The sequence below is a fragment of the Leclercia sp. EC_58 genome, from assembly GCF_019584355.1.
Lineage (GTDB): Bacteria > Pseudomonadota > Gammaproteobacteria > Enterobacterales > Enterobacteriaceae > Enterobacter.
In genome coordinates this window covers 1,779,248-1,792,082 of the sequence record NZ_VDAM01000001.1, presented here as the reverse complement: position 1 = coordinate 1,792,082, position 12,835 = coordinate 1,779,248, and the positions used below count along the sequence as shown (strand labels likewise).

The 12,835-nt window shown below is 53.9% G+C and carries 10 protein-coding genes; 3 read left to right on the top strand and 7 right to left on the bottom strand.

Going from position 1 to position 12,835, the window contains the following annotated elements:
- The first annotated feature begins 360 nt into the window (after nucleotides 1-360).
- Nucleotides 361-3,297, top strand: a complete 2,937-nt coding sequence (locus FHC51_RS08745) for an autotransporter outer membrane beta-barrel domain-containing protein (protein WP_220435346.1) — start codon at nucleotides 361-363, stop codon at nucleotides 3,295-3,297.
- Between the two features lie 51 nt (nucleotides 3,298-3,348).
- On the opposite strand, the gene FHC51_RS08740 is transcribed toward FHC51_RS08745, so the two are convergent.
- From FHC51_RS08740 to carA, 3 genes are all read right to left on the bottom strand, one after another.
- Nucleotides 3,349-3,582, bottom strand: coding sequence for a YgdI/YgdR family lipoprotein (locus FHC51_RS08740; RefSeq protein ID WP_103178229.1), 234 nt, complete (start codon nucleotides 3,580-3,582; stop codon nucleotides 3,349-3,351).
- Nucleotides 3,583-3,770: 188 nt separating this feature from the next.
- Nucleotides 3,771-6,995, bottom strand: a complete 3,225-nt coding sequence (gene carB / locus FHC51_RS08735) for a carbamoyl-phosphate synthase large subunit (protein ID WP_220435345.1) — start codon at nucleotides 6,993-6,995, stop codon at nucleotides 3,771-3,773.
- Between the two features lie 18 nt (nucleotides 6,996-7,013).
- Nucleotides 7,014-8,162 carry a glutamine-hydrolyzing carbamoyl-phosphate synthase small subunit gene (carA, locus tag FHC51_RS08730; RefSeq protein ID WP_114387971.1) on the bottom strand — a complete coding sequence of 383 codons (1,149 nt, stop codon included), beginning with the start codon at nucleotides 8,160-8,162 and terminating at the stop codon, nucleotides 7,014-7,016.
- Nucleotides 8,163-8,227: 65 nt separating this feature from the next.
- On the opposite strand from carA, the gene FHC51_RS08725 reads away from it, so the two are divergent.
- On the top strand, nucleotides 8,228-8,470 hold the full coding sequence (locus tag FHC51_RS08725) for a hypothetical protein (RefSeq protein WP_114387972.1): 243 nt from the start codon (nucleotides 8,228-8,230) through the stop codon (nucleotides 8,468-8,470).
- A gap of 147 nt (nucleotides 8,471-8,617) precedes the next feature.
- Here the strand turns inward: FHC51_RS08725 and dapB are convergent, their stop codons facing one another.
- Together dapB and FHC51_RS08715 are read right to left on the bottom strand one after the other, a co-directional pair.
- On the bottom strand, nucleotides 8,618-9,439 hold the full coding sequence (gene dapB / locus FHC51_RS08720; protein ID WP_220435344.1) for a 4-hydroxy-tetrahydrodipicolinate reductase: 822 nt from the start codon (nucleotides 9,437-9,439) through the stop codon (nucleotides 8,618-8,620).
- Nucleotides 9,440-9,719: 280 nt separating this feature from the next.
- A complete protein-coding gene (locus tag FHC51_RS08715) occupies nucleotides 9,720-10,361 on the bottom strand; it encodes an alanyl-tRNA editing protein (RefSeq protein ID WP_220435343.1) in 642 nt (213 codons plus the stop codon).
- 92 nt (nucleotides 10,362-10,453) lie between these two features.
- Here FHC51_RS08715 and FHC51_RS08710 point away from each other — a divergent pair, with 92 nt between their 5' ends.
- Complete coding sequence (locus tag FHC51_RS08710) at nucleotides 10,454-11,356, top strand: LysR family transcriptional regulator (protein WP_220435342.1); 903 nt, start codon at nucleotides 10,454-10,456, stop codon at nucleotides 11,354-11,356.
- A 19-nt stretch (nucleotides 11,357-11,375) separates the two neighbouring features.
- On the opposite strand, the gene ispH is transcribed toward FHC51_RS08710, so the two are convergent.
- Both ispH and fkpB read right to left on the bottom strand, forming a co-directional pair.
- Nucleotides 11,376-12,326: a 4-hydroxy-3-methylbut-2-enyl diphosphate reductase gene (ispH, locus tag FHC51_RS08705; protein WP_220435341.1), complete on the bottom strand. Its 951-nt coding sequence runs from the start codon at nucleotides 12,324-12,326 to the stop codon at nucleotides 11,376-11,378.
- Nucleotide 12,327: 1 nt separating this feature from the next.
- A complete protein-coding gene (gene fkpB, locus FHC51_RS08700; RefSeq protein ID WP_103823207.1) occupies nucleotides 12,328-12,777 on the bottom strand; it encodes an FKBP-type peptidyl-prolyl cis-trans isomerase in 450 nt (149 codons plus the stop codon).
- Between the last annotated feature and the right edge of the window lie 58 nt (nucleotides 12,778-12,835).

Genomic DNA, 12,835 nt, shown 5'->3' with positions numbered 1-12,835 from the left:
TTCTTGTTGTGACTGTCAGTGTAGTCAGGAAAGCGAAGCGTTTGAAGGGCTCAGTCCCGCCGCCAGGCTTAACAGCAAGGATTGGCAAACCGTGCCAGGATGAAGGCTATACTTTGCATCAAATAAATAATTTGAAATTATAATATGCAAAATATAGATCAATAAAGCCGTAAAAATTAATAATACTGAACAATTAATTTTAAATTAATTCATCATTTAATATGAATTGATATACACAAGTGGTTTTAGAATCAATAATTTCAATTTTAAGTAATATGATTATCCTTATAAAACAAGTATTTACAAGAAATTACCCCCTTATTAAAATAGACATCCTTTTATCACAAAATGGATGTGGCAATGAAAAGCAAACCCCCTCAATTAAATAAGACGACAAAATCATTAAAAAGTCTTTTTCCATCCTTATCAGCGTTAATCGCATTCACTCCGTTGATAGTTTCCGCAGAAATCATAGTTAAGGATTCAACAGATACCGCACAGATTTTTTCATCAGATAATACATACATTATCCCTGAGGGTATCAGCATTACCAATAACACTGCCACGCCCACTGTTACTATCAGTGGAAACCTGATCGACGGTGTCATAAATGGCGGAAATGTGACTGGTGTGGGCGACGGAATGTATGTCACAACAGCCAATCAAGACTTTGAATTGGCTAACCAACAAAATGCCCTGATCGAATCTACTGCTGCCAACGGAATTACCGTCAACAGCATGAATGGCGAAATAAATAACGCCGGGAAAATTATTGGCGCAGAGAAGGGCATTCAGGTTCTGGTAGATTCAGACAGCTTTGGCATCAATAATACTTCGACAGGCACTATAGAAGGCAAAACAGCGATCTTTGCAGATGCAGGTATCGCAATAACAAATGCTGGCATTTTAAAAGGCAGCACCGGAAATGGTATAGAGCTTAATACGGCAGGTAAAAGCACCCTTACTAATAATGGGACGATTGAAGGTGCCGAACACGGCATCCTCGTGACCGGTGAGCACAGATTTAAGATCGGTAATGCTGGTCTGATAAAAGGTTCAGAAAGCGCTATCACATTTCAGAGTAACCAGAGCAACATGCTGACTCTGGATACCGGATCTGAGCTGGACGGCGATGTCATCTCAACAAATTCCAAAACAAATACTTTAATATTAATTGGCCAGGGTTCGGAAGACAGCAACTTCCGCGGCCTGAACGAAGATGACGGCTTTGCTTCGCTAACCATGGACGGCACTGACTGGACCCTGACTGGCAATGTCGATGTGATCGGTTCAGACGACTCGATTAAGGTCAACACGGGTAAACTAACGCTGGCAGGCGATGTAAAAAATAGCGCCGGAAATACCCTTATTGCCAACGACGCTACACTGCAATTGGGTGATGGCACGAATACCGGCTCATTGACCGGGGCTATAACCAATAACGGCACGTTCACCTTTAACCAGGGCTCGGATTCAACCTTCGCTTCTGATATTACCGGCACAGGCAGCGTCATCAAAACCGATGCTAACATCCTGACCCTGACCGGCAACAACAGCTACACCGGCAATACGCTACTGAGCAGCGGCACCACGCTGGTGGCCGAGGGCGCAACCCTGGGCAGTGCAGGCAACACGGCCACCATTACCGTTGACGACGGCGCAACTTTAGCCAGCGCAGGCATTGTTAATAACAATATCGATATCCTGAGCGGCGGCGTGCTGGCCTCATGGAATGCCGTAGCCGGTAACAACGCGACCAGTTCCCTGACGGCTAACACCATCAACGGTAACGTTACCAACAGCGGCACGCTGCAAATTAGCGGCCTCAACAACTACGTGGGTAACAACTTCACCATCAACGGCGATTACACCGGCGTGAGCGGCAGCAAGCTCGTAATGAATAGCATCCTCGGTGATGACAGTTCAAGTACCGATCACCTGACTATCACCGGCAACAGCGCCGGCGCATCCGGCATTCAACTCAGCAACATTGGTGGCCTCGGCGCGCAAACCGTTAACGGGATCGAGATTATCAGCGTGGGAGGCAATTCCGAGGCGGCATTTACCTTAGCTAAACCTGCCGTTGTAGGCGCCTGGGAATATAACCTGAACCAGAAGAGTGATGGCAACTGGTATCTGGAATCCAAAACCCCACCTTCCGACGACAACCAGGACGGTGGAGACGACAACAATGATAACGGCGGCAACGGCGACAACGGCGGCAATGGCGACAACGGCAGTAACGGCGACAACGGCGGTAACGGCGACAACGGCGACAACGGCGACAACGGCGACAACGGCGACAACGGCGGTAACGGCGGCAACAACGATAATGGCGGGGATAATACGCCTGACGTTCCAGAGGTGATGGCGCCGGAAGTCGGTGCTTACCTGGGTAACTATCTTGCCGCTCAGAATATGTTCCTGCATAAACGTGACGACCGCGATCAGCTGACCCTGCGCAATGGCGAGGATCTGAATACCTGGATGTATGTCAAAGGCCGTTATCACGATAACGATATCGCTGGCGGCAAAGTGAACTACGACACGACCGAGCTCGTTATGCAGGTCGGTAGTGATTTTATCAGTAAGCAGATGGATCAAGGGGTGCTGCACGCCGGGATGATGTTCGGTGCAGGTCAGGCGAAAACCGACTCTACAGCACGCTACAACTCCCGTAGCGCGCAGGGTAAAGTCGATGGTGTGAACGTCGGGCTGTACGCTACTTGGCAGGAAGATCCGGCATTACGCACAGGCAACTATATCGATACCTGGACCGCGTTTAGCTGGTATCACAATACGGTGAATGGCGATAAGCGCAGCAGCGAATCCTATGACAGCAACGGTTTCGCCGCATCAATCGAAATGGGCCATGCCTGGGTGGTTGCCTCTGAGTACGAAAGAACCTGGAAAATCGAGCCGCAAATCCAGGCTATCTATAGCTATCTGGACCAGGAAAATCATAAGGATGCCGATGGCGTACGGATCTCCACCCTTGATAATGACGGCGTACTTGGCCGCGTAGGGGTGAAAACCAGCTACTTTGACCAGAAAGATGTGCAGGCGTGGCAGCCTTACGTCGCGGTCAACTGGCTGAAAGGCGCCGGACAGAACGACATCGCTTTCAACGGCGAAGCGTTCAGCAACGATACGCCGGACGATCGGGCGCAGCTGGAGCTGGGCGTAACAGGCAAGCTGAACGAAACCACTCTGATTTCACTGCGTGCCAGCGGCGAATGGGGTGAAAACAGCTATGACGCTTATGGCGGTCATATCCTGCTGAACCATCGCTGGTAATCCCTTTATCGTCATAACAAATGCAGTGGCTCGGGCCACTGCATTTTTTTATCAGTTATCCAGCTCACCCATGGATTTCACCTGATCGCGGTTAATCTGTTCCGTCTGACCGGTTTCGGCATTATCAATAGACATCATTCCAGTATCGTCATCTACCTGCGGTTTTCCGTCGGTAACGATGGTTTTACCGTCAGTAGTTTTCACCGCCTGGTTAGACGAACAACCTGCAACGGTGAACAGTGCTGCGGCAGTAAAAATTGAAGTCAGCAAAAGATTCTTTCGCATGGTGTTCTCCCTGCTTTTCAGTTGGATTTAATTATCGACCTGATAATTTTAGGCTAACTGACTGATGGGAGATGAGAAAGCAGAAGGTTCTGAAGAGGAAGGCAGCCATCGTAGGGCGGGTAAGCGAAGCGCCACCCGCCGTTTTCCCGGCGTCGCTTTCGCTTACCGGGCCTACGATAACAGGCTTGTTACTTGCTAATCTGCGCGTGCATCTCTTGCACAGAAATAACCTTCTCGGTGGCATCCGCGTTCAGCGCCATCGCTGTTGCAAAACCGCCGTTCAGGGTAGTGTCGTAATGCACTTTGTACTGCAGCGCGCTGCGGCGAATCAGCTTGGAGTCTTCAATCGCCTGACGCCCTTCGGTGGTGTTGATGATGTAGGTATATTCGCCATTCTTGATACGGTCCTGAATGTGCGGACGACCTTCATGCACCTTGTTCACCAGACGCGGGTTGATGCCTGCTTCACCCAGCACAATCGCGGTGCCGTGGGTCGCATCCAGCTCAAAGCCATACTTCAGCAGCTTCGCCGCCAGGTCCACCACGCGCTCTTTGTCGCCTTCGCGCACGGAGAGCAGCGCACGGCCCTGTTTCTTCATGGTGGAGTTACTGCCCAACTGCGCCTTGGCGAACGCTTCCGCGAAGGTACGGCCCACGCCCATCACTTCACCGGTAGAGCGCATCTCTGGCCCTAACAGCGGGTCAACGCCCGGGAACTTGTTGAACGGCAGCACCACCTCTTTCACCGAGTAATACGGCGGGATGATCTCTTTGGTTACGCCCTGCTGCGCCAGCGTCTGGCCAGCCATCACGCGCGCCGCCACTTTCGCCAGCGGGATGCCGGTGGCTTTGGAGACGAACGGGACGGTACGTGCCGCACGTGGGTTGACTTCAATCAGGTAGACTTCGTTGTCTTTCACCGCAAACTGCACGTTCATCAGACCGCGCACCTGCAGCTCGAAGGCCAGTTTCTGCACCTGCTCGCGCATCACGTCCTGAATCTCTTTGCTCAGCGTATAGGCTGGCAGAGAACATGCGGAGTCGCCGGAGTGTACGCCCGCCTGCTCGATGTGCTCCATGATGCCGCCAATCAGCACCCTTTCGCCGTCGCAGATGGCATCCACGTCCACTTCTACCGCATCGTCCAGGAAGCGGTCCAGCAGGACTGGCGCATCGTTAGAGACGCTGACCGCCGTCTGGAAGTAACGGCGCAGGTCGGCTTCGTCGTAGACGATTTCCATTGCGCGGCCACCCAGCACGTAGGAGGGACGCACTACCAGCGGGTAGGTGATCTCTTTGGCCTTCTCAACCGCCTGCTCAATGGTGGTGACGGTGGCGTTAGCCGGCTGTTTCAGCTTCAGACGGTCAACGGCGTGCTGGAAACGTTCGCGGTCTTCTGCACGGTCAATCGCGTCCGGGCTGGTGCCGATGACCGGTACACCTGCCGCTTCAAGCGCACGGGCCAGCTTCAGCGGAGTCTGGCCGCCGTACTGCACGATAACGCCTTTTGGCTTCTCGATACGCACGATTTCCAGCACATCTTCCAGCGTTACCGGCTCGAAGTAGAGGCGGTCGGAGGTGTCGTAGTCGGTCGAGACGGTTTCCGGGTTACAGTTGACCATGATGGTCTCGTAACCATCTTCGCGCAGCGCCAGGGAGGCGTGTACGCAGCAGTAGTCGAACTCGATGCCCTGACCGATACGGTTTGGACCGCCGCCCAGCACCATGATTTTGTCGCGGCCAACGGACGGGTTCGCTTCACACTCGTCTTCATAGGTGGAGTACATGTAGGCGGTGTCGGTAGCAAATTCTGCCGCACAGGTATCCACGCGCTTGTAGACCGGGTGCAGGTCGTACTGGTCACGCAGCTTGCGGATCTCCGCTTCGCGTACGCCCGCCAGTTTAGCCAGACGCGCGTCGGCAAAGCCTTTACGCTTGAGCATGCGCAGGAAGTCAGCGTCGAGGCCGTTGATGCCCAGCTCTGCCACCTTCTCTTCCAGACGCACCAGCTCTTCAATCTGCACCAGGAACCAGCGGTCGATGTTGGTCAGGTTGAAGACGCCATCGACGGACATGCCCGCACGGAAAGCGTCGGCGATATACCAGATACGCTCAGCGCCCGCGTCTTTCAGCTCGCGACGGATTTTGGTCAGCGCTTCCGGGTCATCCAGGCTCACTTTCGGGTCGAAACCGGTGGCGCCCACTTCCAGGCCGCGCAGCGCTTTCTGCAGGGACTCCTGCTGGGTGCGGCCAATGGCCATCACTTCGCCGACAGATTTCATCTGGGTGGTCAGACGGTCGTTCGCACCAGCAAATTTCTCGAAGTTGAAGCGAGGAATTTTGGTCACAACGTAGTCGATAGACGGTTCGAACGAGGCCGGAGTACGCCCGCCGGTGATGTCGTTCATCAGCTCGTCGAGGGTGTAACCCACCGCCAGTTTCGCCGCCACTTTAGCAATCGGGAAGCCGGTGGCTTTCGATGCCAGCGCAGAGGAGCGGGACACGCGCGGGTTCATCTCAATAACAATCAGACGACCGTTCTTCGGGTTAACCGAGAACTGCACGTTAGAGCCGCCGGTTTCGACGCCAATCTCACGCAGTACCGCCATCGAGGCGTTACGCATGATTTGGTACTCTTTGTCGGTCAGGGTCTGGGCGGGCGCCACGGTGATGGAGTCACCGGTGTGGATGCCCATGGCATCGAAGTTTTCGATGGAGCAGACGATGATGCAGTTGTCGTTTTTATCACGCACCACTTCCATCTCGTACTCTTTCCAGCCGATCAGTGATTCATCAATCAGCAGCTCGTTGGTTGGAGAAAGATCCAGACCACGGGCGCAAATCTCTTCGAACTCTTCACGGTTGTAAGCGATACCGCCGCCGGTGCCGCCCATGGTGAAGGAAGGACGGATGATGCACGGATAACCCACGTCAGCGGCAACCGCCAGCGCCTCTTCCATATTGTGTGCAATGCCGGAACGTGCGGTGTCGAGGCCGATTTTTTTCATTGCCACGTCGAAGCGACGACGGTCTTCTGCTTTATCAATCGCGTCGGCGGTGGCGCCAATCATGGTCACGCCGAACTCAGCCAGCACGCCCTGACGCTCCAGCTCCAGCGCACAGTTCAGCGCCGTCTGTCCGCCCATGGTTGGCAGTACCGCATCCGGACGCTCTTTTTCGATGATTTTGCGTACCACTTCCCAGTGAATCGGCTCGATGTAGGTCGCATCGGCCATTTCCGGGTCGGTCATGATGGTGGCCGGGTTGGAGTTCACCAGGATAACGCGATAACCCTCTTCACGCAGGGCTTTACACGCCTGGGCGCCAGAGTAGTCAAATTCACAGGCCTGGCCGATAACGATCGGGCCAGCGCCAAGGATCAGGATGCTTTTTATGTCTGTACGTTTTGGCATGGTCTTCTCGGCTCCTGATTATTTAGCGGTCTTACGGTATTGCTCGATAAGTTCGATGAAGTGATCGAACAGCGGCGCGGCATCGTGCGGGCCTGGGCTTGCCTCCGGGTGTCCCTGGAAGCTGAACGCCGGTTTGTCGGTACGATGAATGCCCTGCAGAGTGCCATCGAACAGCGACTTGTGCGTGACGCGCAGGTTGGCAGGCATGGAGGCTTCATCGACGGCAAAACCGTGGTTCTGTGCGGTAATCATTACCGTGTTGTTGTCGATATCTTTCACCGGGTGGTTACCACCGTGGTGACCGAACTTCATCTTCACGGTTTTCGCACCGCTCGCCAGCGCCAGCAGCTGATGGCCGAGGCAGATGCCGAATACCGGAATGTCGGTTTCAAGGAAAGTTTTAATCGCGTCGATAGCGTAATCGCACGGTGCCGGGTCACCCGGGCCGTTAGAGAGGAAGATCCCGTCCGGGTTCATCTTCAGCACTTCGTCTGCCGGGGTTTTGGCCGGCACAACGGTCAGGCGGCAGCCGCGATCCACCAGCATACGCAGGATGTTGCGCTTGGCGCCGTAGTCGTAGGCCACCACGTGGAACGGCAGCTCTTCCTCTTTTTTCGCTTCCGGCAGTTCGCCAGCCAGCGTCCAGCTCCCCTGCGTCCAGCTGTAGGACTCAGCGGTGGTCACTTCTTTTGCCAGATCCATACCGTTCAGACCCGGGAAGGCTTTGGCTTTTTCCTGCGCCAGAGCCGCATCCAGATTGTCGCCAGCGATGATGCAGCCGTTCTGGGCACCTTTTTCACGCAGCAGACGCGTCAGCTTACGGGTATCGATATCGGCAATCGCCACGATGTTATGGCGTTTCAGGTAAGAAGAGAGGTCTTCGGTATTGCGGTAGTTGCTGGCAATCAGCGGCAGGTCACGAATGATCAAACCTTGTGCATGTACCTGGGAGGACTCTTCATCAGCGGCGTTAGAGCCGACATTACCAATATGGGGATAAGTTAAAGTGACGATTTGGCGGGAATAGGAAGGATCAGTGAGGATTTCTTGATAACCGGTCATTGAAGTATTGAAAACGACTTCCCCAACCGCCGAACCTGTTGCCCCAATGGCCCGACCGATAAACTGGGTTCCGTCTTCCAGAACCAATAGCGCTGACTTAATCAAAACACCCTCCAGAGAATATTCACTCACTTTATTTGCATATTAATTCATAACCAAGGTTCAAATCAATGCAAATCTGCTGCCAGTGGATTTTCGGCAAACGGCGGCATTCTGGAGATTTAGCAGGGGAAAGTCAACTTAAAAAGTGGGTTTTGTCTGTCGTTTTTATGCCACTGGTGGGAAAGAGAGTTGTTAACGGGCAAAAAGATCAACTAAATCACTTGGGAAAACGCTTGCGAACCCATTTTATTGTTAGAACTGCCGTTGCGGTCCAAAAAAGTGGACCATTTGGTCAAAATTCACAAGAATGAAACAAAAATAGAGGGCAAAAAGAAGAATTATAGAGGTTTAGATTAGTAATTACGTTAAGAATCTTAAAATTAAAGGGCAATAAAATATTGCCCTCTGCAATCAAGTAATTACGACTGCAATAACCACATCACGAAGGGTAACTATGATTATAAATTGTTAAGATCGAGCACATCTCGCATGTCAAAAAGACCATCTTTTTTGCCTTTCAACCAAATAGCAGAACGAACAGCCCCATTTGCAAAAGTCATACGACTGGAAGCCTTATGGGTAATTTCAACGCGCTCACCAATATCGGCAAACATTGCAGTATGTTCGCCTACAATGTCACCGGCACGCACCGTGGCAAAACCAATGGTGCCCGGGACGCGTTCGCCAGTATGACCTTCGCGGGTGTAGACGGCACACGCTTTCAGATCCTTATCCATCGCCTGGGCAATCGCCTCGCCCATCGCCAGGGCCGTACCTGACGGTGCGTCCACTTTGTAGCGGTGGTGAGCTTCAACGATCTCGATATCGGTATAGTCGCCCATCACCTTCGCCGCTTTCTCCAGCAGCTTGAGCATCACGTTCACGCCCACGCTGAAGTTGGCCGCAAATACGACTGGGATGACTTTCGCCGCATCCTGAATCGCCTGTTTGCCCGCGTCGTCAAAACCAGTGGTGCCGATCACCATGCCCTTGCCGTGCTGGCGGCAAAACGCCAGGTGATGCAGCGTGCCTTCCGGGCGCGTAAAATCGATAAACACGTCAAAGTCATCTTTTACTGCATCAAGGCTGCTCTGCACGGTGACGCCCGTCTTAGCCACGCCTGCCAGCTCACCGGCATCCGCGCCTAATAAAGAAGAGCCTTCGCGCTCCAGCGCGGCGCCAAGCGCAACGCCGTCCATCTGCAGCGTAGCCTGAATTAACTGACGGCCCATACGGCCACCCGCGCCCGCAATTGCGACACGGACCTGTGCATCATGCATAGTTATTCTCTTACGTTAAAATGATGTAAATCGCTTCCAGAGTAACCAGCCAGCAAGATTGCCGCCATCTGAAAACGCCGATAATTAGAATTTAATGATAAAACGGGTCAGATATCAGTAAAAAATATAGGCGTCAGCGAAAACCGCACGATTCATGCACCGCCAGCGTAGGGGGCAGGAGGTTATCTCCGGCCCGGGCAGGACAACATGGCAAGCCTACAAGATTAACAGCCCTACCTCCTTTCAAGCCTTGCGCCCTGTCGGATTAATCACACTCCAGTTAAGCCTGCTCGTGAAGGGCATAAGTGACCACCAGCTGCCCTTTTTTTATTTTCATCCCCAGGATCTCCATTTCACCGATTTCCGCCAGTTGGCTAACATGCGTTCCGCCACACGAATAAGCCGGAAGATCGCCAAAGCGAACCTTGCGTCTGCCCGCTTCCATTTCTGTATGACGGGGCAGATTATCCGCTTTCCAGCCGTTGATAAGGGCGATTAGCGCGCTGGCATCAGGCATTGCGCTCTTAAGGTCCCGGGCCGTAAAGGTAATTCGTCCTTCACCGGGCCAGTGGTGGGCTTTTACCGGTTCCCAACCGCATCGCTCACCGGCATAACCGATCAAATGGCCTGCGCTGTGCCAGCGGGAATGTCGCACCCGCGCACTTTTATCCACCTGAATGTCCACCTCGCCTGGCACAAGCGGCCGGGCCAGAATGTGAATGACCTGCTCTCCACGCAGGTTCACGCTCTCCACCGCGATCCCGGCGATGTAGCCCCGATCTGCTGGTTGTCCGCCGCCCTGCGGATGGAAAAGGGTTTGATCCAGCTCGACGGCGTAACGGCCATCCGCCTCTTCAGTGCAACGGATGATTTTCGCGCGGCCTTCCGTCGCTTCACTGGTGTAATAAAGTCGTTCTGTCATGGTTGTTCTCCTCTGTATCCTGACAGTATATTCATCACTTAAGCATCGATAATTGGCCTTTCAAACAATGCACTCTTGCCTGGTACGCACAAATGAAACCTGCACTGCTTCCCGATCTCGCAACCTTCGTGACTATCGTTGAACACGGCAATTTTTCAACCGTAGCCCGTATTACGGGCGCGACCCCCTCGGCGATCAGCCGTTGTGTTTCACGCCTGGAGAAGGAGATGGGGTGTAAGTTACTGAACCGTACCACGCGCAAGCTGGCACTTACCGAAACCGGAAAATCGGTTTATGAACATGCCCTGGATATGCTGGACGCGGCCCAACAGGCAATGGATTCCGGCAGCAGTCTGCAAACCATTGCGCAGGGAAAGCTCACGATAAGCGTACCGAAAGCCGTGGGACGCTTCGTGATCCATCCGCTGATGCCTGCATTCCTGGCGCGCTATCCGCAAATAGATGTCTGCCTACGCCTGGAAGATCGCTACATGGATCTGATCGATGACGGTGTCGATCTGGCATTACGGATCACCGATACCCCTTCGCCAGGCCTGTACGGAAAACCGTTGATGCCGGTAACCCATATTATTTGCGCGACGCCAGAATACCTTCGTCGCGCAGGCACGCCTCAGCATCCGCACGATCTCCGGGGGCATAGCTGTATTTCGCTCGGTGAAACCCCGGCCGATTCACGCTGGAAATTTACCTCGCAGGGAAAAACGGAGATTGTCCAGACGCACGGCCGCTACGCGGCTAACCACACGGGCGTGCGGCTGGATGCGGTCAAACACCATGTAGGTATCGGGAGTTTGCCGCTGTTTACGGCCCGTGAGGCGCTTGAAAAAGGGGAAATTGTACAGGTTCTGCCGGAGTGGACGTTTATCAGCAGCTATTCGGGCGATTTATGGCTGCTCTGGACGCGTAACAAGCATATGCCAGCCAGAATGCGAGCCATGATCAACTATCTGAATGAAAAAATGCCAGTCACCTGATGACTGGCATTTTTAAACCTTATTCTACTTCGCGGGCGTCGATACGCAGCTCTTTCGGGACTTCGAAGACGATGTTCTCTTCGCGCCCTTCCAGCGGAACGGCTTCACCCCCACCCAACTCCTGAAGGCGAGCAATCACATTCTGCACCAGAATATCCGGCGCGGAAGCCCCTGCGGTGACACCGACACAGGCCGCGTTTTTAACCCACGCTTCCTGGATGTCCGTCGCGTCGTCGATCAGGAACGCTGCCTTGCCCATTCGCTGTGCCAGTTCGGCCAGGCGGTTGGAGTTAGAGGAGTTTTTCGAGCCGACCACCAGCACCACGTCCGCCTGTTCTGCCAGAGCGCGCACCGCTTCCTGACGGTTAGTGGTTGCGTAGCAGATATCATCTTTACGCGGCCCGACGATTTTCGGGAAGCGCTGGCGCAAGGCGTCAATCACATCCGACGTATCATCAACCGAAAGCGTGGTCTGCGTCATAAACGACAGACGGGCTTCGTTTTTCACGTTCAGCGTCAGGACATCTTCCGGGGACTCAACCAGATACATCCCCCCTTCCGGGTTGCTGTACTGCCCCATGGTGCCTTCGACTTCCGGGTGACCGGCGTGGCCAATCAGGATCGACTCTTCACCACGACGGCTGGCGCGGGCCACTTCCATATGCACTTTCGTTACCAGCGGACAGGTAGCGTCGAATACGGTCAGATCGCGGCTTTTGGCTTCGTTACGCACGGCCTGTGAAACGCCGTGCGCGGAGAAGATCAGGATCGCGCCATCCGGCACTTCGCTGATTTGCTCGATGAAGATCGCCCCACGCTCGCGCAGGCTATCCACCACGTAGCGGTTGTGTACCACTTCATGACGCACGTAAATCGGCGCGCCGTAGATCTCCAGCGCGTTTTCAACAATGCTGATAGCGCGGTCTACACCGGCGCAGAAGCCGCGCGGGTTAGCCAACAGGAGCTGCATTTCAGGCCTCCAGTGCCGGATCGATTTCCAGCACTTCTACATCAAAATGAACGGTACGCCCGGCAAGCGGATGGTTGAAGTCAACGGTAATCGAGTCGCCGTTGATTTCACGGATCACACCTGGCATTTCGCTGCCATCCATAGCGGTAAAGAGCATAATCGCCCCGATCTCAGGCTCTCCTGCATCCATAAATTCACGACGCGAGAAGTACTGGATCAGGTCCGGGGACGGCACGCCAAACGCCGCATCCGGCTCCAGTGAAAAGCTTTTCTTATCCCCTTCTTTCAGCCCCAGCAGCTGTTGCTCAAGACCTTCAGACAGAGAGGTGTCACCCATACGGAACAGCGCCGGTTTGCCGTTATTGCGGGTGGACTCCGCCGTGGAGCCATCATCGAGTTTCAGCGTGAAATGAACCAGCATCGCGCTGTTGGACTGTACGGATTTAGACATGCAGAGTGCTCACTCATTTTGCCCGGTAGCGCTGCGCTTACCGGGCCTACTCATCGTA

What these genes read in the sequence shown, in the direction of transcription:
- dapB (WP_220435344.1), bottom strand. Translation starts at nt 9,439, where the DNA reads ATGCATGATGCACAGGTCCGTGTCGCAATTGCGGGCGCGGGTGGCCGT.
- FHC51_RS08725 (WP_114387972.1), top strand. Translation starts at nt 8,228, where the DNA reads ATGCAAATCTGCTGCCAGTGGATTTTCGGCAAACGGCGGCATTCTGGA.
- FHC51_RS08745 (WP_220435346.1), top strand. Translation starts at nt 361, where the DNA reads ATGAAAAGCAAACCCCCTCAATTAAATAAGACGACAAAATCATTAAAA.
- ispH (WP_220435341.1), bottom strand. Translation starts at nt 12,326, where the DNA reads ATGCAGCTCCTGTTGGCTAACCCGCGCGGCTTCTGCGCCGGTGTAGAC.
- FHC51_RS08740 (WP_103178229.1), bottom strand. Translation starts at nt 3,582, where the DNA reads ATGCGAAAGAATCTTTTGCTGACTTCAATTTTTACTGCCGCAGCACTG.
- FHC51_RS08715 (WP_220435343.1), bottom strand. Translation starts at nt 10,361, where the DNA reads ATGACAGAACGACTTTATTACACCAGTGAAGCGACGGAAGGCCGCGCG.
- carB (WP_220435345.1), bottom strand. Translation starts at nt 6,995, where the DNA reads ATGCCAAAACGTACAGACATAAAAAGCATCCTGATCCTTGGCGCTGGC.
- fkpB (WP_103823207.1), bottom strand. Translation starts at nt 12,777, where the DNA reads ATGTCTAAATCCGTACAGTCCAACAGCGCGATGCTGGTTCATTTCACG.
- FHC51_RS08710 (WP_220435342.1), top strand. Translation starts at nt 10,454, where the DNA reads ATGAAACCTGCACTGCTTCCCGATCTCGCAACCTTCGTGACTATCGTT.